The sequence below is a fragment of the Nostoc sp. PA-18-2419 genome (genome assembly GCF_005869855.1).
In the GTDB taxonomy this organism is placed as follows: Bacteria; Cyanobacteriota; Cyanobacteriia; order Cyanobacteriales; family Nostocaceae; genus Nostoc.
In genome coordinates this window covers 1-22,452 of record NZ_SZNH01000011.1, presented here as the reverse complement: position 1 = coordinate 22,452, position 22,452 = coordinate 1, and the positions used below count along the sequence as shown (strand labels likewise).

Annotated in this window: 20 protein-coding genes and 2 pseudogenes; 9 read left to right on the top strand and 13 right to left on the bottom strand. The window is 39.3% G+C overall.

Translation table 11 applies throughout. From position 1 onward, the window contains the following. Window positions 1-586 precede the first annotated feature (586 nt). The 6 genes from FCR06_RS13470 to fni all read right to left on the bottom strand — a co-directional run bounded on the left by FCR06_RS13470 (window position 587) and on the right by fni (window position 8,777). On the bottom strand, window positions 587-1,057 hold the full coding sequence (locus FCR06_RS13470) for an NADAR family protein (protein ID WP_138500422.1): 471 nt from the start codon (window positions 1,055-1,057) through the stop codon (window positions 587-589). Between the two features lie 576 nt (window positions 1,058-1,633). Next, window positions 1,634-4,723 (bottom strand): plasmid replication protein, CyRepA1 family, encoded by a 3,090-nt coding sequence (locus FCR06_RS13465; RefSeq protein WP_138500420.1) that lies wholly within the window; start codon window positions 4,721-4,723, stop codon window positions 1,634-1,636. Window positions 4,724-5,297: 574 nt separating this feature from the next. After that, window positions 5,298-6,041 (bottom strand): tetratricopeptide repeat protein, encoded by a 744-nt coding sequence (locus tag FCR06_RS13460; RefSeq protein WP_138500418.1) that lies wholly within the window; start codon window positions 6,039-6,041, stop codon window positions 5,298-5,300. Between the two features lie 303 nt (window positions 6,042-6,344). Further along, window positions 6,345-6,545 carry a hypothetical protein gene (locus FCR06_RS13455; protein WP_138500416.1) on the bottom strand — a complete coding sequence of 67 codons (201 nt, stop codon included), beginning with the start codon at window positions 6,543-6,545 and terminating at the stop codon, window positions 6,345-6,347. A gap of 79 nt (window positions 6,546-6,624) precedes the next feature. After that, entirely contained in the window at window positions 6,625-7,398 is a 774-nt protein-coding gene (locus FCR06_RS13450; protein WP_138500414.1) for an SDR family NAD(P)-dependent oxidoreductase, read from the bottom strand. Between the two features lie 329 nt (window positions 7,399-7,727). Next, complete coding sequence (gene fni, locus FCR06_RS13445; protein ID WP_138500717.1) at window positions 7,728-8,777, bottom strand: type 2 isopentenyl-diphosphate Delta-isomerase; 1,050 nt, start codon at window positions 8,775-8,777, stop codon at window positions 7,728-7,730. Between the two features lie 491 nt (window positions 8,778-9,268). Between fni and FCR06_RS13440 the strand changes: the two genes are divergently transcribed. The 3 genes from FCR06_RS13440 (at window position 9,269) to FCR06_RS13430 (ending at window position 11,396) form a co-directional block, all read left to right on the top strand. Then, window positions 9,269-9,718, top strand: coding sequence for a hypothetical protein (locus FCR06_RS13440; RefSeq protein ID WP_317616820.1), 450 nt, complete (start codon window positions 9,269-9,271; stop codon window positions 9,716-9,718). A 22-nt stretch (window positions 9,719-9,740) separates the two neighbouring features. Next, window positions 9,741-10,175, top strand: a complete 435-nt coding sequence (locus FCR06_RS13435; protein WP_138500412.1) for an NUDIX hydrolase — start codon at window positions 9,741-9,743, stop codon at window positions 10,173-10,175. A 117-nt stretch (window positions 10,176-10,292) separates the two neighbouring features. After that, complete coding sequence (locus FCR06_RS13430; RefSeq protein ID WP_138500410.1) at window positions 10,293-11,396, top strand: AI-2E family transporter; 1,104 nt, start codon at window positions 10,293-10,295, stop codon at window positions 11,394-11,396. Between the two features lie 31 nt (window positions 11,397-11,427). Here FCR06_RS13430 and FCR06_RS13425 read toward each other — a convergent pair whose 3' ends face one another. Next, on the bottom strand, window positions 11,428-12,108 hold the full coding sequence (locus FCR06_RS13425) for an RNA-guided endonuclease InsQ/TnpB family protein (protein ID WP_223280128.1): 681 nt from the start codon (window positions 12,106-12,108) through the stop codon (window positions 11,428-11,430). A 152-nt stretch (window positions 12,109-12,260) separates the two neighbouring features. On the opposite strand from FCR06_RS13425, the gene folD reads away from it, so the two are divergent. The 3 genes from folD (at window position 12,261) to FCR06_RS13410 (ending at window position 15,020) form a co-directional block, all read left to right on the top strand. Next, entirely contained in the window at window positions 12,261-13,139 is an 879-nt protein-coding gene (gene folD / locus FCR06_RS13420) for a bifunctional methylenetetrahydrofolate dehydrogenase/methenyltetrahydrofolate cyclohydrolase FolD (RefSeq protein WP_138500408.1), read from the top strand. Between the two features lie 214 nt (window positions 13,140-13,353). Beyond that, on the top strand, window positions 13,354-14,286 hold the full coding sequence (crtE, locus tag FCR06_RS13415) for a geranylgeranyl diphosphate synthase CrtE (protein WP_138500406.1): 933 nt from the start codon (window positions 13,354-13,356) through the stop codon (window positions 14,284-14,286). A gap of 278 nt (window positions 14,287-14,564) precedes the next feature. Next, window positions 14,565-15,020, top strand: a complete 456-nt coding sequence (locus FCR06_RS13410) for a divergent PAP2 family protein (RefSeq protein WP_138500404.1) — start codon at window positions 14,565-14,567, stop codon at window positions 15,018-15,020. Window positions 15,021-15,090: 70 nt separating this feature from the next. Here the strand turns inward: FCR06_RS13410 and FCR06_RS13405 are convergent, their stop codons facing one another. From FCR06_RS13405 to FCR06_RS32600, 3 genes are all read right to left on the bottom strand, one after another. Continuing rightward, window positions 15,091-15,633, bottom strand: coding sequence for a response regulator (locus tag FCR06_RS13405; protein WP_138500402.1), 543 nt, complete (start codon window positions 15,631-15,633; stop codon window positions 15,091-15,093). A 426-nt stretch (window positions 15,634-16,059) separates the two neighbouring features. Beyond that, the gene (locus FCR06_RS13400; protein WP_138500713.1) at window positions 16,060-16,767 is read right to left on the bottom strand and encodes a rhomboid family intramembrane serine protease; all 708 of its coding nucleotides are present in this window, start codon (window positions 16,765-16,767) and stop codon (window positions 16,060-16,062) included. A gap of 73 nt (window positions 16,768-16,840) precedes the next feature. Then, complete coding sequence (locus FCR06_RS32600; RefSeq protein WP_189523411.1) at window positions 16,841-17,011, bottom strand: hypothetical protein; 171 nt, start codon at window positions 17,009-17,011, stop codon at window positions 16,841-16,843. A gap of 62 nt (window positions 17,012-17,073) precedes the next feature. Here FCR06_RS32600 and FCR06_RS13395 point away from each other — a divergent pair, with 62 nt between their 5' ends. The 3 genes and pseudogenes from FCR06_RS13395 to FCR06_RS13385 all read left to right on the top strand — a co-directional run bounded on the left by FCR06_RS13395 (window position 17,074) and on the right by FCR06_RS13385 (window position 20,873). Next, window positions 17,074-19,203, top strand: a complete 2,130-nt coding sequence (locus tag FCR06_RS13395; RefSeq protein WP_138500400.1) for a tetratricopeptide repeat protein — start codon at window positions 17,074-17,076, stop codon at window positions 19,201-19,203. A 196-nt stretch (window positions 19,204-19,399) separates the two neighbouring features. Continuing rightward, a pseudogene (locus FCR06_RS13390) lies at window positions 19,400-19,858 on the top strand (hypothetical protein); the annotation flags it as partial. Continuing rightward, window positions 19,818-20,873 carry an alpha/beta hydrolase family esterase gene (locus FCR06_RS13385; protein WP_138500399.1) on the top strand — a complete coding sequence of 352 codons (1,056 nt, stop codon included), beginning with the start codon at window positions 19,818-19,820 and terminating at the stop codon, window positions 20,871-20,873. The pseudogene FCR06_RS13390 and the gene FCR06_RS13385, both read left to right, overlap by 41 nt. Window positions 20,874-21,053: 180 nt before the next feature. Here the strand turns inward: FCR06_RS13385 and FCR06_RS13380 are convergent, their stop codons facing one another. The 3 genes and pseudogenes from FCR06_RS13380 to FCR06_RS13370 form a co-directional block, all read right to left on the bottom strand. After that, window positions 21,054-21,356 (bottom strand): muconolactone Delta-isomerase family protein, encoded by a 303-nt coding sequence (locus FCR06_RS13380; RefSeq protein ID WP_138500397.1) that lies wholly within the window; start codon window positions 21,354-21,356, stop codon window positions 21,054-21,056. A gap of 132 nt (window positions 21,357-21,488) precedes the next feature. Continuing rightward, window positions 21,489-22,112 carry an NAD(P)-dependent oxidoreductase gene (locus tag FCR06_RS13375; RefSeq protein ID WP_138500395.1) on the bottom strand — a complete coding sequence of 208 codons (624 nt, stop codon included), beginning with the start codon at window positions 22,110-22,112 and terminating at the stop codon, window positions 21,489-21,491. A 63-nt stretch (window positions 22,113-22,175) separates the two neighbouring features. Next, a pseudogene (locus FCR06_RS13370) lies at window positions 22,176-22,452 on the bottom strand (IS4 family transposase); the annotation flags it as partial.

The window sequence follows — 22,452 nt, the reverse complement described above, 5'->3', positions numbered from 1 at the left end:
TAAATTGTTCCTACAAATATAGCAGTCTGATTTTATTCACAAACTTACCTGTGTAGTTAGGTAAGAGGTCAAACAGTATCTTAACAATTCCGTTATATTATATTAAAGCGTGCTTAATTATGTTTCAAAATTGAATCGGATTTTTATTAGGTCTATCTGGTCAAACAATTATTTGTCGCAAATATCTTTGGATGTATTAGAGAATATTTTAGAGATATCAGATATTCTGCCGAATAAGGATATTTCATAAAATTTTTAAAAAATATTAAACCCCTTTTTTTATTAAAAATATGCTACACAAATCCTCACAAATTTATTTTTTAGAAAAATTTAATTATTGATACTTATTAATTTTATATTCTCAATCATTAAATTATTTCAGTAATATTACTCAACTTACTAACTTAATAATTGCCTAGAATTAATAATATTTTTTAATGATTGTGCCCATCAAGCCAATTAAACAAGATTTTTGCCGCTCAATAATTAATTATTAACGACTACTTCAAAGATTTTTGACTGGGAAAATTTAACTATTCCCCGTTGAATTGCTGATTTTATGTTAGATGTAACTTTTTTAATTAAATTATTCGTAAATTATTGTTAAAGATAGTAACTTACGGATTTCTTCACGAACACTTATGAGAATTTTACCGAGATGGTTTTGACCGGTTTCATTAGCGCCACAACCCCAAAAATAATCAGTTGGGGAATTTTCAACCAACATTTCATCACCTGTTCTTAAAAGAACTTCTCTAATATCAGCATGAGTAAGAAACTTTTTTAGTACAGCTTCTCGCATCACTTGAGTTTTGACCAAATCCCAATCTCGCCGTAATTGACGAGTACCACATCTTCCCAAAGCAGCAGCTTCTTCAGGAGTAGGGGCGGCATGAATGAAAGGTATAATTATTGCATCCGTACTACCAACAAACTTTTGTGCTTGATAATAATGCTCAACCGTTGGCCAGTGAGTACCTTGGATGTGGATTTCATGGAAAGAAAAGTTAGAAAAACAGCCATAAGGCTGCCAAGCCTTATAAAAGTAAATAGTCATTTGAAAATTGCTCTTTTATATATTTAATTTCACTCTAAAGTATTAAATCATTTTACAACCCCCCACTATTGGGAGATTATCATTAGTAATTAGTCATAAGTCATTAACCAATGGGGTTTGTTTGCCGCAAGTTCTCAACAGTTCACGATACAGAACATTGGCAACTGTGGACATTAGCTTATTTTGCAAGTGCTTAACCTTGAGTAGGTGTTTACCGGACTATCAACTTTTCTTTTAAGCGCGTCCTTGTAAGAGGCAATTTCATTATCTATAGGATTCTCAGATAAGCGACTGTTAGTTTAGATTTTGGTAAGTACTGCCAAAAGTTGATTCGGCACAGTTTACTACCCGCTCCGTTCTCAACTAGCTTGTCTCCCAACTGTTGAAGAACGATTCCCATACCCAACCTGAGTTTGAAAGCATCCCTTAAGCGCTTAGGGAGTTCCTTTGTAAAAAATATCCCACTATTGACAGTTAACAGTCATCAATCATCAATCAGCAACTTCAAACTAAATAATTTATTTTTTGGAGCTCAGTTCCCTTATTAAGGGTTCTCATATATTTGATCACGGGAGACTAGGCGTAAATAATCTTAGCCTTGGAGTCTGGTGAATAATTAGCTACTCGATAGCCACCGCTCTTAACATGAGATAACATCAATTCATCTCGTTGATGCCAAACTTCAAATATTTTTTCTCTACCATCATTTAATGTTGCTGAATCTATTTGATAAACTTCATTTAATCGCTTCAGTTTCAAACCTAATAAATTTAACAGTTGGGCGAGTATTTTAATTCCCAAAAGTTGTTGTTTTCCTCCAAACAAACTAACACCAAGTACTCTTTTAATATGCTTATTATACTGAAAAGCAACATTTTTCAGTAAAATTAACTCAGTATTGTTTTCTGTAAATTCTCGTCCTATTTCCAGAAATTGCAATATGCCTAAAGCTCTCATTGCCTCAACTTTTAGAGTGTAAGTATTTAAATCTGGTAGAAAAACCTTTCCTTGACCACAAGATAATTGTTGATGCCATTCTTGGTGGTCTCTAATCTGAAAATACTCACTTTCGTGAGTCAGATAATAGTGAATTAATAATTGAGTATAATATCCTTGGTCATCCTGTAATTTCAGCGCCGGAGTAACTTCTATTCCATATTTTTGTCTGAGAATATATTTATTAATTTCGTTACGTTCTTCATTAGTCAAAAAACTTTTAACTAATAGTTGCTCATATTTTACATAATCGATATCTTTAGCGTTAGCTACATATTTTGCCGCTGCCAATTGATTTTGTTGCTTAATTTCTTTAATTTTATATTTAATATCTTTAGCTTTTTGTCGGCTTTGTGCCCAATCTTTTTGAACTTTAACAATTTCTAAAATTAATCTCTTGCGGGTTGCAAAATCATTGGGATCACTTGCTAAAAATGCAAGACGTAAATCTCGAATAATATTATTGTGAACTGCATTACTTCGTATTTGAATTAGATGTCCATCAGCAATTAAACCATCTTGCATCGATTGACGGTAGAGGCGAATTGATGCATTTATCCTAGCAGATAATTTTGCCCATGTTCTCAAATGAATTGGGTCCTGAACTAAAGGTAAATCTACGTCTATTTTATGTAACGGACTGAGCAAAGCTAAATTTTCTTTTTGATTTTCTTGGTACCAGTCAGATAGCAAACGGTAATTTGTACTACCACTGCCAATTAAACCAATACCTCGCTTAGCACACCAGACAATACGCGGCACGTCATCCCGCACTCTTGCTAATGCCTGTCGTGCTTCCGAGTCAGGAATTACGCCTTGAAAAATTCCATAAACTCGGTCGAAATGTTGAACATCAATACTAATTCCTGTGCCAAGACTAGGGGTAACAAAAACACCATCATAATCAGAGATTTTTTGATTAATACCTGCAATAAAATCTACTGCTGCATGACCCTGTGTGTTTGTAGTGTGACTGCTAACTACTAGAGTTTGAGGAAACTTTTGTCTTAATTTTTGTAACCGTTCTTTCAAATAACGTTCTATAGTTTCACAACTGTAACGCCCAGCACGACTATCGGTAGTAACATAACATTTACGCCCAGCAAGTAAATCTAATTCTAGTTGATGAATTAGCGGTGTTGGATTTGGCGAATCATAAAAAGTAACATCCCATCCTTGCCGAGGTTTCCACTCGTTAAGAACTATCCAAGGTGTTAATTGTATTCCTGCCAATCCTTGTAAATATTCAAGTGAGACATCTGATAAGTCAGCATCTTGGGCAATTACTAATCCTCCAGTTGTTAAAACTGTAGCAATTAGTTGCTGGAATAATTTTAGTATTTTGACACGCTTATTTTTACAAGTATTACTATTTAATAGATGCCATAAAGTTTGTTCTACTTCATCCAAAACTACTATTGCCCCATGCCAATCTTTGGGATTTAGTTTCCAAATTGAATCAACGCACAAGCCGAAAGATTTGGGAATTGAATATTGATTATTGGGAAAATTATTCTCTAATTCCCAGTTACTTATACCCAATCCCCATTGGATACCAATTTTTTCACACAAAAATCGTCCAAGAAGGATTCTATGAGTAATTAATAAAATAGGTTTATTTCTATTTTTTGCTTGGTGGACAACAGATTGTAATGCTGTGGTTTTACCTGTTCCTTTTGCTGATTTTACTCCGACTAATCCAGAGGTCGGGAAAGGCATTTCGCCGATGTGAGGACGATTAAAAGTTAATGTAGCAGGAATACTTAATTCAGTGTGGGGTTTGGTTTGGGCTAGATAAATTTCTAAATCAAGACTTTGACGATAAAGTTTATCGAAATTACTTGCACCTTTGGCAATAATAAAATCATCAACACCTTTTTCTGTTCCTGGAAGCTCGATGACTTTAACAGAGCAATTTTTTTGCTGGAGTAAACAACCAAGTTGAGAAATCGCATTATTTATAGCAGCGATTTTCTGAGGTTGAGTTTCAAAATCAAAGCAAATATAAAAGCGACGTTTTGTTATCGCCAAGGCGGCTAAGTCAGCAATCAGCTGGCGACGGGTGATTTTACCAAATTCATCTTTGACAACCCGATAACCACTAGTAATTCCAGGAACACCAATAGCTGCATATCCTTGTGTCAGCAGTGCTGCTGCTTTCTTCACACCCTCGCAGATAATCACAGGAATATTGTTTTCTATCACCCATTGCCAAAAACCGCTAGCTTCGCCATCGGGGCTAATAGTGATATCATCGGGCATTAGCAGATTATAACGCCCTGCAACTTGCTGCCAGACTTGCTGTGTTACGCGCAAACAAAATACCCGCGTTGGCGTGCTGGGGGGATGCTCGTATTTGATAAATTTGCCATTGTTATTTTTTCGAGGTTGGTTTGGTTTAAAGCATCCCCATTCCATCATTTGCCAATTATTTAAGGGGTCTAGTCCTGAACACCACCAACCACCTTCAGTAATATGAGCGTAACGCTGCAACCAACTACTTTTTACCATTCCTGTATTGGTGCGAGGAAGTAACTGAGAAATCAACAAGTACTCATAAGCAGTTACACCTAGGACTGACCGAAAATTAAGATGCACTAAGTGTAAGTCTATACCACTACTCTTGACTAATTCTTCAAGGTGTTGGGGGTGTGAATAGTGCAGATGCATAACAAAAAGCCCAAAGGCAAGACGATGAGATTAAAACATTAACATGCATCTTTTAGTTATTTGTAAGCATGATTGCGATGATTTGATGATATTTTTTTTACTACGTTTGCCAATACACATCGGTTAATGGTTTTGTGCGTTATTCTGTCTAGTAGATCCCCGAAGTAATAATTTTGTATTGTGATATTTGTTCACTATAAATTTTTATTTATCAGTAAATTTTTCTGTTAAGGAATACGATCGCCATCTGTCATAAGTTAAAATATTGCTTGAGCGGGATTCTATAAGATGCCAAAAGATTAAAAAATTAGAAGATATTCGGAAACTACTATCAGTAAACTTTATTACTTTAAATATATAAGTTTAATTTAGATCTCTAGTATGAAATCCAAAGCAACCCACAAGTAAATAAAATATCAAACTATTAGATAATGCACAAATCAAAATTAATATTTAGATTTATCCTATCGGCAGCGATCGCAACTAGCGTGCAGTTCAGTTTAAAAAGTAACTGATTTTGGGACTTATTTACTCCCGTTAATATCATGTTCGTTTTAAGCTTTTCAATGCCCGTCTATTGCAGTAATTCCTGAAACCGCTTTTGACTACGCACTTTGTTAAAGTCAGGGTCAGTTTTGGCTAAATTTTTGTACTTTTCTGGAACAAGTTGAATTGCTCGGTCTAGGTTTTCAGTTGCTAATTTTACATCGCCCTGTAAAGCATAAGAACAAGCTTTGTTATAGTATGCTTGGTGCAAATCCTGTTTGATGGCGATCGCTTGATTATAAGATGCAATAGCGTCTTGGTAGCGTTTCAACTTTGTCAAAGCAATGCCTCGGTTAGTTAAGGCTTCATACTTGTTAGGCTTGATAGAGAGCGCTTGGTTGTAAGATGCAACAGCGTCTTGGTAGCGTTGTAGCGATGTTAAGGCTATGCCACGGTTATACCAAGCTTCATCTTTGTCAGGCTTGATGGCGATCGCTCGATCATAGGATGCTACAGCGTCTTTGTAGCGGTGTAGCGATGTTAAAGCTATGCCACGGTTGATCCAAGCTTCAACAATCTCAGCTTTCATGGCGATCGCTTTGTCGTATGCTTTAATTGCATCTTGGTAACGCTGGTTATCTAATAAATTATTGCCTTGAGTCAGGAAAACTTCTGCATTTTGGGTAGCCTTCGCTTCTACTAAAAGCTGGGTCACATTACTTTTCTGTACAAATTGTGTGGTATTTTCTGTTGATGAGTTTGCCCCATTACTACAGCCAAATGCGAAGAAAACTATTAAGCTAGATGCAATGAACCCGTGCCTAAAGACCATGCTATCTCTACAGAACTTATAATTCTGTTATTCCAATTTTGTTATTTTTTGAATCTTATCAAAATACACTACTCTTTACTCCTTGATTTACTTCTATTTTGAGAAAAAGTTTGCTCAAGTATTATAAGTTTTTTTTATTCTCAATTAGAGTCTATAATAATATATTGAATACACATCAAGCAATTACTTTGTTTAAAGCCTCATTTGCGAAAAAAGAGTAATTTGTGTTGCTAGTTTGGTAATTTTCCTTTTGATTGAGCAAGATGCGCTTGTACAAGTTTTTCATCACCTTGGATTTAGGATTTAGCTGTCTAGTATTAGCGCAAAATCGAGCCAGTAGCTTGGGGCTTGCGAAACTTGGGCAAACCGATGTAAGCGAGCAAAAAATGTTTTCCAATTACAACTACCCCAAGCACTGATATTCCTAATCCACTGTTTGTTTTTGTTGCAGTCGCCTTGGGAAATCGATGGTAGTAATAAAGTTCTCATTAGCGGCAGCTTCATTACAGCTTCCCCTGCTTGCCTCAACAAATAACTCAAGCGTGCCATTCAACTCTATAACACTAGAGCCAACGCAAACTACCTACTGCTCATGATAGTTCCGGCTGAGTCCTCCATCTACATAAAAGGTTGCCCCTGTTATGTAGTCTGCATCGGCTGAGGCTAAGAAGCTAACTATAGGTGCGATATCCTCTGGCTTACCTAAACGACCTAAAGGAATGTTTTTCAACAATGCTCCCAATTTTTCGGGGTCATTTAACAGCTTACTATTGATTGGTGTTTCAATTGCTCCTGGGGCTACATTGTTAATTGTTATTCCCAGAGGACCAAGTTCAACTGCTAAATTACGCATCATCATCTTTACACCACCCTTGCTAACACAGTAGCCAGTGAAGTGGGGGAATGCTATTTCCTCATGGGTGGAGCTAATATTAATGATTTTACCAGTTCGCTTGGTTTCGATGAAGTGCTGTACTATCGCTTGAGTAGTGAAAAACGTGCCTTTGAGGTTGAGATCGATTATTGCGTCATAGTCGGCTTCGCTAATGTTCCAGAAGTCAGCATTTCGACCGTCAATTCCAGCATTGTTGACGAGAATATCTAGCTTACCAAAGTATTGAATACCCTGGTCTATAAGTTGGCGGATATCGCTAATTACACTCAAGTCAGCTTTAATAGTTAAGCCTTTGCTACCAGCTTCTTCTACTTTAGACAGAGTTTCTTGAGCGCCTTCAGGATGAGAACGGTAGTCAATGACAACATTTGCACCTTGTTGGGCAAGATGTATAGCAATAGCTTGACCAATTCCGCTGCTGCTACCAGTTACTAAAGCTACCTTTCCTTCTAGTTTCTTCATTGATTTTCTCCTTCTTAAATATTTTGATGTTTTCTAGGGTTGATAACTTCGTGTTCCCCCATAGATATAAGTTGAAAAACTTTTACACTAACTAATGCTCCAAGTGGAGATGCAATATACTTTTTAAAGTTTTTAGGCATTCACCTGTGCTAATACCAATTATTGATGAAGCTGCGCTAAATAAAGCTTCATCAATAATTGGTAAGCTCTTCCACTTTTAACTTACATATTTTGGATTGTTGCTTAATTGCTTAATTCCTCTCCCCATATCCTTATCTCCCCATCAGCCTTAACAGGCAAACTAGATGTTTTACAGATTATTACTAAATTTATTTTATGGGCTGTAAACTACCTGAGTGCTTTAACTGCTCCAAGGTGGCGTTACCGGTGCAAAATAATACTGTGGTGATTTCGGCAATTAATACTTCAGCTAATTCGGCAACTGCTGTTTGTGATACTGCTGCGGCTTTTAGGAAGGGCATTGCTAAACCGGCTATGTCTGCTCCTAAAGCGATCGCCATTGCTGCATCTAGTCCATGACGCAATCCCCCGGAAGCAATTAAGGGCACATCTGGAGCGATCGCTCGAATACTGGTAATGCACTCTGCTGTCGGTAAACCCCAATCGGCAAATGTCTTTCCTAAACGACGTTGCAAGGCATTTTCTGCCCGTTCGCTTTCTACCTTCGCCCATGAAGTTCCACCCGCACCAGCTACATCAATGGCAGTGACTCCAGCATCTAAGAGTTTTTTGGCGATCGCTGCTGAAATCCCATTACCCACTTCTTTGGCTATTACTGGTACTGGCATTTTAGAGCATACTTTATAAATATTATCAAGCAACCCCTTAAAATTAGTATCACCTTTGGGCTGAATGCATTCTTGTAGGGGGTTAATGTGTAAAATCAAAGCATCAGCCTCTAGGATATCGACTACCCGCAAACATTGAGCTAAGCCATATTTATAGTTAAGTTGCACAGCGCCCAAGTTGGCAAATAGCAAAACATCCGGCGCATACTTGCGGACGGCAAATGTATCGGCTACTTGGGGTTTTTCCACAGCTATTCGCTGGGAACCAACACCCATCGCAATTTTATAGTGTTGGGCGACTTCAGCTAACCGTTGGTTAATGATTCCTGCTTGTTCGGTTCCTCCAGTCATCGAAGAAATTAACAAAGGTGCGCCAAGGTATTTACCCAAAAAATTTGTACTGATTTTAATGTCGCTGTAGTCTAGTTCTGGTAAACAACAATGGGTGAAGCGATAGCGTTCTAGTCCATTGGTGACTTCGTGAGATTGAACATCTTCTTCTAGGCAGATGCGAATATGATCTGCTTTGCGATTTTGAGTTTGCGCGGAGACGTTGGTAGAGGCGTTCACTGGTGAGGATGATTTCAAAAGTTTGCTTACAATAGCTATTGTTATATTCTTACAGCCTCAAGTGTCTGCTTTGCCTACTTGCTCAAAAATTCTCCGGGCAAAAAGGTTTATTATAAGCCTTTTTTGCCCAATCCCTAGTCTGGCACGCTGCGCTTTGACTCTTTGCCCTTGACTTTTAACTGTTATTGTGTAGCTGTTTGATGTCGTAGCGTTTCTCTGGCAGTAAATCCATAATGTTTATTTTCTCAGATCAATCATGTCGTCTGAAGAATAAGAGAGAATACTAGCCAGGATTGGGGGAGGTGGGAGGACAAAGAAAATAATTCCTAATTCAATAGTCATCAGTCAACACTTTTAATACCAATTTGAAAAAAGAATGCGATAGATACATCCGGACATACTTTTGTTCTGTCTGGCTTTGCTAATGCCCAATTCACAAGAAAGTACCATAGATAGGAACTGAGTCGATTAAAGTGGCGACAAAATAAGCAGTGAAGCGAAAATTTGCTCAATCGGTGGCTTTCATGCAACAAACGAGAAATTTGTTCCTTGGCTTTTTGGATGGGCAGAGAATTGTTCTCTACCGTCTAGGGTTGGCTTTTTTTCTGGTAGCAGGACTTTCTAGTTGTGGTAATTTATCCTCCTCTGGCTTGAGTGGGACTGGCTTAAAATTTGGCACAAATGTCACCCCAATTCGAGAAATTAAACCAGAACCAAAGAATCAAGCTACAGTTTACATCCAAGGAAAGGTAGAAAAGCAAGCTCCTTTAATGAAACAGTGGGCTTATCAAGTAGATGATACAACCGGCAAAATTTGGGTTATCACTAATCAAAAAAGTTTGGGAGAGGGATCGCAAGTGGTGTTTAGAGGTAAAGTTCGCTACCAAAGTATCCCTGTAGCTGGTAAAGAACTGGGAGAAGTTTATTTAGAAGAAGAATAATTTAGCAATTAAAAATCAATATATGAGTAATCAAGTAGTACATGTAGCGATCGCTATTCTCTACCAAAAAAACAAATTTCTCATGCAACTGCGGGACAATATCCCCAGTATTCTTTATCCTGGTTACTGGGCGCTATTTGGCGGTCATATCGAACCTGGTGAAACGCCGAATGTGGCAGTCAAACGAGAAATTTTAGAAGAAATCGGCTATGATTTACCACCTTTTGCTGAATTTGGCTGTTATCCCGACGAAAGAGTTGTCCGTCATGTTTTTCATGCACCACTCTTGGTGGAGTTAAATCGATTGGTTTTGAATGAAGGCTGGGATATGGGATTGTTGACGCCAGAAGATATTCGCCAAGGTAACTGTTATTCAAAAAATGCTGGCGAAGTGCGACCATTAGGGGAAATGCATCAGCGAATTATGTTGGATTTTATCGAGAAGAATTCAGTATAGGAGTCGTAAATGAGAAAGTGAGATTTTGGATAGAGGATGTCAACAGTCAACAGCCAACACTCCCCACTGTTTAGCAGTCAAAATAAAGTTAAAACTCTTATGGAGTAGTTATCACTAATGCAATCTGCAAACAAAGTCCCACGATGGTTAAGCATAGGATTAGCATTTCCCATTATCATTCTCAACGGCTGGCTGTTCCTTCAGCTTGTGCAGTATTTTCAACCTTTAGTGAGTATTATTGCCGCCGCCATCTTACTGGCTTTTGTCTTGGACTATCCCATCCAGTTTCTTCAGCAACGAGGGGTGAAACGTAATTTGGCGATCGTGGGAGTGTTACTTTTGACTGTGGTGATTATAGTGGGTTTAGGCATCACCTTGGTTCCCCTGATTATAGAACAGCTCAACGAGTTGGCGAATATTTTGCCTAGTTGGATTGATTCTGGTACTCAGCAGCTAGAAGCTTTTCAAGATTGGGCGTTAAGTCAACAGCAACTTCCGATTAATTTAAGTGCTTTAGTTAGCGAGATTTTAGAAAGATTATCTAATCAACTCCAGTCTTTTACGGGTAGAATTCTCAGTTTTGCTGTGGATACGATTAGTACTGTGGTCAATGTACTGCTGGCGGTGGTGCTGACTATTTACCTAATATTGAACGGCGAACGTCTTTGGGATGGAATTTTTCAATGGTTTTCCCCCAATATCGGCTCAAAAGTCCGGCAATTACTCCGAGAGGATTTTCATAATTACTTTATCGGTCAGGCTACATTGGGTGCAGTGCTGGGATTGACGGTTACACTGGCATTTTGGATTTTGCGAGTTCCCTTGGCGCTACTTTTTGGTCTGGCTATTGGGTTGTTTTCTTTGTTTCCCTTTGGTACAGGAATAGGTATCGCCATAGTCAGTCTGTTGGTGGCGTTGCAAAATTTTTGGTTAGGAGTGGAAGTTTTAGGTGTAGCTGTAGCGATTGACCAAGTTAATTCTAATTTTATTGCTCCTCGAATTCTCGGCAATTTGACTGGCTTAAATCCCGTCTGGGTGGTAATTTCTTTACTATTGGGGGCTAAACTAGGAGGCGTGCTAGGTTTATTAATTGCAATTCCGGTTGCCAGTTTTATTAAGGATGCGGCTGATAGTTGGCGTGCTGGCGAGTTGAATAAAATACATGATATTGAGTTAGAACCTGCAAAGGTTACAACTGAGAGAGCAGGAACTTATAGTTAAAAATCTTACGGCTGATTTGATTAACTTCTGGTTAATTAAATTGAACTGGAGTTTTATTGACATACTCACCGACCTTGAACGTCAGTGATTCTTGACAGTTCACAGTAACTTGCTGACCATTGCCAGTCTTACAGTCACCCCCTGTCCGTTTAAGGTCGTGGCGATGCCCCATCCCGACCATTTCTATATTTTTTGATGCGTTGCAATCCCGATCCTGCTCAGTGCCATAGTTAATACAGAGTATTGAACGGATGGAAAGGTTAATTTGGCCCCATTTAAAACCACAATCAGAGCAAACTTGACTAGTAGGCTCCCATCTATTAATTACCCTAAAATCCCTATTGAACTTTTCTAATTTAGCTTCACAAAGTGTTCTAAACTCTCGCCATCCTTGCAGGCTAATCACCCTTGCTAGTCTACGGTTTTTAATCAACCCTGACACATTCAAATCTTCCAAAACAATTACTTGGTTGTCGTTAACTATTTTGGTTGATAGTTTATGCAAGAAATCTTTCCTAGTATCGGCAATCCGATTGTGATGTTTAGCTATCCTTAGGCGAGTTTTATTTCTCCTTTTTGAATCTTTTTGCTGGCGTGCTAATTTTCGTTGCAATTTACGAATCTTGCGGTCATGTTTTGAGTAGCTAGGGCTTAAAGCTTTTTCTCCATTACTCATTACAGCAAAAGTCTTCACACCCAAATCAATACCCATGCTTCGATTTTAGCAACAATAGTATTGGGTTCAATTTCTACAACGAAGCTAATAAAATAGCGGTTAGCGCAATCTTTAATCACCGTGAATGACCTAGGTTCAGCACTCAGTACTCACCTGGCGACAAAAAACGAACATAGGTGGAAATTTTAATGAAAACACAAACTGCCAAACTCCTTGATGGTAAGGCTTTAGCTGCAAAAATTCAGCAAGAACTTTCTGCTGCCATTAGCGAATTACAGCCAAAAATTGGACGACCTCCTGGCTTAGCAGTGCTGATGGTTGGCGATAACCCAGCCTCAACTGCTTATGTACGCAATAAAGAAAAAGCCTGCGCTAAAGTTGGTATAGCCTCTTTTGGCAAGCATTTTCCCGCCGAAACTACCCAAAGGGAATTAGAAGAGGTGATTACTACACTCAACCACGATGAACGGGTAGATGGGATTCTCGTGCAGCTACCGTTACCTAACCACTTGGATGCTGTTAGCTTGTTACATCAAATCGATCCCGATAAAGATGCTGATGGACTGCATCCTGTGAACTTGGGGCGACTAGTACGGGGAGAAACCGGTTTACGTAGCTGCACTCCTGCTGGTGTGATGCGGCTTTTAGAAGAATATGAGATTCCCTTCCAGGGAAAACAGGCTCTAGTGGTGGGACGCAGTATTTTAGTAGGTAAGCCAATGGCATTAATGCTACTAGAAGCTGATGCTACAGTCACCATTGCTCATTCGCGATCGCACAATCTCAAAACGATCGCTCAGAATGCTGATATTCTAATTGCAGCAGTAGGTCGTCCTGGACTGATCTCTGCTGACATGGTAAAACCGGGCGCTGTTGTGGTAGATGTGGGAATGAATCGCGTTACTGACAGCAGTGGCAACAGTCGGCTAGTTGGCGATGTCGATTTGGAATCAACTGCTGCCGTAGCAGGATTTATCACGCCAGTTCCTGGTGGTGTTGGGCCGATGACTGTCGCCATATTGTTGCAAAATACATTCGCTAGCTATTCCAGGACGGTAAGCAAGTGAGCGGTGATGAACAGACACAGAAAGGTGTCGGAGGTGTCGGAGGATAGAGAAGAAATCTTGCCCCCCTATCTCCCCACACTCCTCCATCCCCCCTCTCTCCCCACACTCCGCACCTCCTTGCGTCTTCTTTCCCAACTCCTCATTTTTTGAGTCCCACAGCACCTTAAAATTGTGACTTATAAGATAAAAATCTCAAAATGTCAGGAATTTAAGAATGGTAGCAACTGATAACGTTCAAAAGACACCACCGGAGGAAGCTCAGTTTAACCTAGCAGTCTATCTCAAAGAACGACAAAAGCTTTGCGATACTGCTTTGGATCTGGCTATTCCCGTTGTTTACCCAGAAACAATTTATGAGTCGATGCGCTACTCCTTATTAGCTGGAGGTAAGCGTGTACGCCCCATCCTCTGTCTTGCTACTTGTGAAATGATGGGTGGCACTATCGAAATGGGTATGCCGACAGCTTGTGCAGTAGAAATGATTCACACAATGTCTTTGATTCATGACGACCTGCCGTCAATGGATAATGACGATTATCGTCGTGGGAAGTTGACGAATCATAAAGTTTATGGCGAAGATGTGGCGATTTTAGCTGGAGATGGCTTGTTGGCTTTGGCTTTTGAACATGTAGCCATTAAAACTCCTGCTCATGTTCCCAGGGATCGAGTCTTGCAGGTAATTGCTCGTCTTGGTCGGGCTTTGGGGGCAGCTGGTTTAGTTGGCGGTCAAGTTGTGGATTTACAATGTGAAGGAAAATCAGATATTTCTCTAGAAACGCTCAATTTCATTCACGAACATAAAACAGCCGCCCTTTTAGAAGCTTGCGTAGTTTGTGGCGGGATCGTCAGTGGGGCATCATCTGAAGATGTGCAACGACTAACCCGTTATGCTGAAAATATCGGACTAGCATTTCAGATCGTAGATGATATTCTGGATATCACTGCTACCCAAGAGCAATTAGGCAAAACAGCCGGCAAAGACCAAAAAGCTAAGAAAGTAACGTATCCCAGCCTTTGGGGACTTGAGCAATCCCGCTCAAAAGCCCAAGAGCTAGTTATAGCAGCTTGTGCAGAATTAGAACCATTTGGGAACAGAGCCAAGCCACTCCAAGCGATCGCTCATTTTATCGTCAATCGCAATAACTAGTACTGCTTGGGGTAATTCGTAATTTGTAATTCGTAATTCGTAATTACTATACCACAAGCGTTTCATTGATTTGGAATGGGTGGTTGATTTACGTGATCGCTGTACTGGTACAAAAAGGCAAAGGGCACAAATGTTCACAGCATAAACTTTTTGTCTATTTTTAATGGTCGAGGTATTTTTGCCGCAATTTACTAGCTTAATTTGGGATTTTGGGTTGAATCTAAATGTTTCCTCAACCAACAACTGCTGCTCTATATTACTAATCTAACCACAATACCATGCAGGACATAGGCAACATTTTAGACAACCGGGTGCTGCTGGTTGCTCTGACAGCTTGTTTAATTGCTCAAACATTAAAGCTTGTAATCGAGATTATCAAAAATCGCAAGCTAAATGTACGTGTTTTAGTAACAACTGGAGGTATGCCCAGTGCCCACTCAGCTTTAGTTACGGCTCTAGCTGCTGGTGTAGGGCAAACACTTGGTTGGGCATCTGCTGATTTTGCATTAGCAATGATTTTTGCCATCATCGTCATGTACGATGCAGCAGGAGTTCGCCAAGCGGCTGGTAAACAAGCTCGTATCCTCAATCAAATGATTGATGAGTTATTTGATGAAAAACCAGACTTTAGCCAAGACCGTCTTAAGGAATTACTTGGACATACACCAGTTCAAGTAATAGCTGGGTCGGCTTTGGGTATAACCGTTTATTGGTTAGCTCGGTCTGCTTATTAAGCTACCAGTCACAATTTTTGTCTTTTGCGTATTGATTAAACAGAATTAAGCTATCTTGTTGTTACTAGTATCAGCTTGCATTCATCAAATCAGTGATCGCCTTTATTAATTCATCTGGATCTATTGGTTTGGGAATATGCATTTGGAATCCTGCTGCTAGTGCTTGCTGCTGATTTGTGTCTCCAGCGTAAGCTGTCAGAGCGATCGCTGGTACGTGTCCTCCTTGTTGAGGCGATCGCTTTCTCACTTCATGTATCAACATATAACCATCTGTTTTTGGCATTCCGATATCACTGATCAAAACATCCGGTACCGAGTTAGACAATGCATCTAATGCTTCTTGGGCTGATGCGACGGCGGTTACCTGTACACCGTAATCTTGCAAAATAAATGTTAGTAAGTCCCGGATATCTAGATCATCGTCCACCAGCAAAACTTGAGTGCTTCTGTTGAATGGGGTGTCAAACTCAGAAACTAAAGACTGATTCTCCTCATGTCCGATGGGTTCATTTGTGACTAATAGCGGTAAGTTTACGCTGAAAGTTGGATTGAATTGTTCTCCAATACCTTCAACTTCAACTTTTTCTCCATGTACTATATTGACATTTGGCATCTTTTGTACCGCTGATAACTAAACAATACCGACCTCAACAGTAGGCATCCCCTAGCTTGAAGAGTATGGATTTTTCTGGTTAAAAATACAATCTATCAAAAGGTATATAAACAAATAATTAAAAGTTTAAAATTTAAAAATAGCTTCATATTAAGCACTCTAGCTACTAGTTATATGCCTTATTCTCTGAAATTCATTTAATAATTTCATCCAACATGTATAGCAATTTTATTATATTTATATTTTTATAAGTTTGAGAGCGCCGATGTAGATACAGCAGATTTCAACAAGCCTAAAGTACACCATCTAGGTCTGGTAGCTAGGCACAGAATCTACTTCCATTGGTGAATTTACCAATTCTGCTGTAACTTCACCAGGTATAAATCATATTTTAATTTTAAATTCTGCTAGTAAGTATGTTGTTTCTCACCTGGCAAACATCCTAAATCGCATGAAAGCTGCACCAATCACTAATCCTACAATCTGCCCCCAGTAAACAGCACTAGATTGATTTACACCACCGGGAGGAATATTTAAACTACCGATACCATAAAATATTTGTTGTACAAACCACCAAAATACATAGAAAAAGGCTGGAAGTTCTATAGGTATATATACAATTATTAGCGGCAAAACAGAGTCAATTTTTGCTTGAGGAAACTTGCTGATATATGCTCCTAAAATTGCTGCGATCGCCCCATTTGCCCCAATCAATGGTACTGTCAAACTTGGTTCAGCTATAATTTGTGCCACCCCTGTGATAACGCCAGCCGCTAAGTAAAATTCTAGATAACGTCTATGTCCGAGAATATTTTCTACAGTCTTACCAAAGACCCATAAAAATAGCATATTTCCCAAGATTTGGCTAAAACTTCCATGCAAAAATATTCCAAAAATTAGGGAAAATAAACGCCAAACTACAACTATCCAAGCCGCATAATTCAAAAAAATAGTATTTGTAATTGCATTAGTAATTTGGGCAGGAATCACACCCCAACTATTCACAAAATAGCCCAATTCATCATTAAATTCTAGTTTTATTTCCCATAAGAATACAGCAATATTAATGCCAATTAGCCAGTAATTAATTATTGGCTTATTCCAACAACGAACATTGTCACTAATAGGAATCATGGATTTATCATTTGTCAATGGTTATTTGTCATTGGTCATTGGTCATTGGTTATTTGTCATTTGTCATTTGTGATTAGTTTTTCTTTGCGTTTCCTGTACCCCTGCTGTCAAGTAAGCTAGCAGGAGCCTCTTTGAAGGAGAAGTTTACATCATCCCAAGCCGATGCGGAGACTTCTGTTTGCGTCCCCACGTCCCCACTCATCCCCGTATCTTCCCCATCTCCCCACATTTCCCATTTCGCCACTCTCCCTTAACCTGTGGCAAAATCAAAATCAGATCGCATCGCACTTACAGTGGGTAAACAAGATGCTGGGAAACACACTTGTTGGAAGATACCAAATTATTAGTAACTTGGGAGGTGGGGGTTTTGGCGAAACTTTTGTTGCTTATGATACTCAATTACCTGGTTCGCCTCTATGTGTAGTCAAAAAACTCAAACCCCAAGCAAATGACCCAGTGACTTTAGAAACTGCGAGGCGTTTATTTGATACAGAAGCTCAAGTTTTGTACAAATTAGGTACTCACGATCGCATTCCCCAACTTTTAGCTTATTTTGAGGAAAATGCCGAATTTTATCTCGTCCAGGAATTAATTGAAGGTCATGACTTAAGTAAAGAATTAATACCAGGGAAAACCTGGAATCAAGACCAAGTGATTTCGCTTCTACAAGAAATTTTAACAATCTTAGAATTTGTCCATCAACAAAATGTAATTCACCGCGATGTCAATCCCCGAAATATTCTTAGACGCCAGCTAGATGGCAAGTTAATCTTAATTGATTTCGGTGCAGTTAAAAAAATTGCTACTCAAGTTATTACTCCCCAAAATTCAACTCAATGTACTGTTGCTATTGGTACACCTGGATATATTGCTAGCGAACAGGCTCATGGAACGCCAAAATTAAGCAGTGATATCTATGCTACAGGGATAATTGCTATTCAAGCTCTGACTGGATTATCTCCCGAAGAAATGGTAAAAGATGCCGAAAATAATGAAATTATTTGGCAAAATAAAACCATAGTTACACCAGATTTTGCTCAATTTTTAGATAAAATGGTGTGCTATGATTTTCGACAACGCTACCCTTCAGCAAAGGTGGCATTAAAAGCGCTACAAGAGTTAACACAACCCCCGGCTGAAACAATAGCGTTGACTCCTATTGTCCCACAAAATAAGATAAAAAATCCTCAAACAAAAAAAGGTTTATTCAAGAAGTTATTATTAATAATACTTTTGTTTGGCTTGAGTGGGGTAGCATCAATATTTATTTTGAATCAGATTAATTCTAGTAATGCCATAGAATTATCTAAACAAGGAAATACGCTTTTTGATTTACAACGCTATCAAGAAGCGTTAGCAGTATATGAAAAAGCAGTTAATATTAGACCAGATTATGTTCAAGGATGGAATGGTCAAGGCAGAACGCTTTTGGAATTAAAAAAATATAAAGAAGCTCTAGCAGCATATGACAAAGCAATTCAAATCAAGCCTGATTATTTAGAAGCTTGGATTGGACGAGGTTTTGTCTTGGGAAATTTGCAGCACTATCAAGAAGCGATCGCCTCTTTTAACAAGGCCTTAGAATTAAATAACAAAAATTCCCAAATTTGGAATGCAAAAGGAGAAGTTTTAAGTAGTTTAGGGCAATATGACCAAGCAATTGAATCTTATGAAAAAGCAATTGAATTAAAATCAGATGATTTTGAAGCTTGGTACAAAAAAGGATTGGCTTTACAAAATCTAAAACGATATCAAGATGCGGTCGCCGCTTTCCAAAAGGTTGTTGAATTGAAACCAGACTACGTTTTAGCTTGGTACAATTGGGGGAATGCTCTAGTTAATTTACAACGCTATGAAGATGCCTTTACAGCTTATGATAAAGCAGTACAATACAAGCCAAATTTTTATCAAGCTTGGTTGTCTAGAGGTAATATTCTGATGAATTTACAACGTTACCCGGATGCAATTGAATCTTTTAATCAAGTAATTAAATATAATCCTAGTAATTATCAAGCATGGTATAACATGGGTTGGTCAATGCATCAAACTCAACGTTACGAAGCAGCAATAGAATCGTATAAGAAAGCAGCAAATTTGAAGAAAAACGATTATCAACTTTGGTATAATTTGGGTAATTCCCAATATAATTTGCAAAAATACGTAGAAGCGATCGCATCTTATGATAAAGCAGTTCGTTATCAACCAGGCCATTACGAAAGCTGGTATAGTAGAGGCAATGCTCTATCAAAATTGCAACGCTATCAAGATGCGATCGCTTCTTACGATCAAGCTATAAAATATAAGCCTAATTATCATCAAGCAATAAACGCCCGCGACCAAGCCCAAATTGAACTACAAGCCGAAAAACCAAAGTCTGTAATTGTACCAACTATCCCACTTCCTAATTCTACCAATCCACCGCAGATCACACGTTAGTACTACTTGGGATAATTCGTAATTCGTAATGACGCTCGTTCCGACGCTCCTCCGTCGCTAACGCTTCGCTATCGCTACCGCTTAGCTAATGTAATTACTATACAGCTAGCGGTTTATTGATTTAGAATGAGTAATTTATTTATGCTGTGCTGTAAGCTATCCCTCTTGTGTCACTTTCCGAGTATTCTAAATAAATGGATTAAGAACATCGGTAGAATATGGTTTTCGGCAGTGTAAACAGGAACTGGGCTGGACAGATTATAGGTTTACAAATTTCCAACATATTGAGAGATGGTGGGAGATTATTTTTTATGTCTACACAATGATTAGTTTAAGTTCTCCACCTTTCTTATGCTTAAATCAAGCTCCTCAAATTGAAACAGAGGTAGAAGATAGTATTTGTATTGATTGTGTAGATTTTTCTAATCATCAACAATGGAATTATGATTCTGGATGGAAGAATACTCTTAATGGTCTTCGTTTAATTGTCCAACCTCTTTTACTATTTTGGCTGATTTATCTCTGGCTAGATATTTTCCCAAATTCTCATTTATTGCTAGGATTTAATCATCTAATTTCTGCCATGAACCAATTTAAACCTTTTTTGCTTCTGGATGATTTCACTCCTGAACTACTTGCTTATCTCGGAAAGTGACAGAAGAGGGATATATATACAAATGTATAAAAAATCTAGTTGTTTTAAATATATTTTCCTTAGCTTACTCTCAACTACTCTGGCTGTTAGCTCTAATTCCATTCAAATAGAAGCAAAAAGTATACCTAGAGAAAAAATCTTTAGAGGCGAGAATTATGGAAGATTAACAAACCAAGGAAAGTTACGTACATACTATATGTATACGCCAAAATCTTATAATCCTAAACATGCGATGTCATTAGTTTTAATGTTTCATGGAGATAATGGCAGCGGCAATTCTATTGCTAAAATTTCTCGCTTCAATAATTTAGCAGAGGTATTCGGGTTCATTGCAGTTTATCCAAATGGACTTGACCATCAATGGAGCTTTACAGGTCATGTCAAACAAAAAGTGGATGATATTTCATTTGTTGCAGCTTTGATTGGGCATATAGAGCAAATTAGAAATATTAACACTCGGAAAATTTATGCCACTGGTTTTTCTCAAGGTGGGATACTCACTCAAGCTTTGGCCTGTAAGCTGCCGAATAAAATTGCTGCTTTTGCATCAGTAGCTGGCTCTCTAAGCGCTCGATTTGCACGTAGCTGTCAGCCGACGGTTTCGATATCAATGATGATGATTAATGGTACGAACGATTTGAGTGTACATTATCATGGCGATCCTATTACTCAAAAAGAGGCACTAGTTTCTATCCCAGAAACCATAAATTTTTGGCGAAGACATGACCAATGCACTTCATCATCTCAATCTCAACACCTAGCTCCAACTAAATCTCATAATCACTTAGGAGTCAAAACTTTTCGTTATTCGGGTTGTAGAAACGGTTCAGAAGTCTTGCAGTTCGCTGTAGTCAACGGTGGGCATTTCTGGCCTGGTGGCGCTTCAACCGATCCGAAATTAAATCGGTTAAATATTCAGCTTGGTTTTAATGCCAGTAAGGCAATTTGGAGCTTTTTTCAACATCACAGTTTAAGTACTTTCAAAGCAGTAACTATTAAAAAAGCTAAAAGATGATCTCTGAGATCTGATTCGTCAAGAAAATATTAAGGATACTCAAATCATTACTAAATCTAAGTTTCAGCGAATAAATGCTTTATCAACTCAAATTACCAGGGTAAACACATCTAAAGTATGAGCATCCATTGTCCAAGAGTCTGGTTTGGGTTAATTTCTATGGTATGGTGGTCGCAACAATTAGACGGACTTCTTCGCGAATGCTGGATACGGCGCGAGCGGCAAAATTTGGTAGTCAGCGTAATCAACCTTGATCAGCGGAAAGCTGTCGATCATCTTTTGCAGATGCTCCAGTGACTCCGCTTCAAAGAGAACGGCTGCGCCACGGTTTTTCGTGTCCAGCGCCCACACTTGACGGAGACCTCCCTGTGCGTAAAGGACTTGCGCTTGCGCCTGCTCTTCTAGTTCCCGTTTCTGAAAGTCAGAGGGCATTCCGTCAGTCTCGAATTTCTGTTTGGGTGTAAAGATAACGAGATATTGCATATATCACCTCTATTTAGCTAGCTAGGTTGTGAAAACCGGACAAAAAAGGAGGCATACCGCCTGGTCAACCAGACACCGAAGCCTCAACAAACACGCTGCTGACCCCAAAAAGAGAGCGTAGTCGAAGAGTTCTTAGCTATTTGCGATAGTAACGGCTTGATGGAGATATTCGTTAGTGTCAAGCTGGGCAAGCATGAAACAAGCTAAGTCGGCACGTGTAATTTTATGGGCCTTCTCGCCCGTTTCAGCATCGAAGACTCGAACGTTCCCCGTGGCAGGGTCGTCGGCGAGGAGGGCTGGGCGAAGAATTACCCAGTCTAGACCGCTTGACTCGACAGCGGACTCCATTGCCGCTTTGTCCTTGTCCGCGCCGCGCAAAAAGGTCGAAACAAGTAAGCGCTCATACAGGGTGGCATTCGCCTCACTATCCCCTTCGCCAAGCATGGAAGTTACCACCAGACGGCGCACACCGTTTCGCTGCATGGCAGCGATGATTGTGTTGGCGGCGCTCGATTCGAGTGTAGTTGCCTTGTAAGGCGTTTTGCCACCAATCGTGTCAATAACAGCGTCTTGACCGAGGACTGCTGCGTTCATCGTGGCACTGTCAGTAGCGTCACCTTCAATGACGCGAACGTCTGAGACCTCGTATTCCTCAGCTTTGTGAACGAAGGCGGTGACCTGGTGACCAGCGGCCACAGCCTGCTCGACTACAGCTCTACCGGTCTTGCCAGCAGCTCCTATAACTAGGACTTTCATGTTTTAAGCCTCCTATGTAACGCGAATGGCACTAGTATGATTCCTGACGGGGTGACAAGGAGGCTAGAAGGCTGATTGAATAAGGGTCATAGCACGTAGACCCCGTTGAAAATAGGGAAGTTTACTAGGCTTGAGATGCACAAGTGCGATCGCCAAATCTGACCAAAACTCCATAGCACCTACCCATAAACACCCATATAATCCAATCCAAAAAGTACTATGTCGGCGTGTATAACGCTTTAATTCTTGAATGCGACCAATATATTGTTGTAGCCCCATTTTTCGGGATTTGCGACCAGCTAAAACTGCAATTGTGTAGGCGATTGCAATCAATAAAATT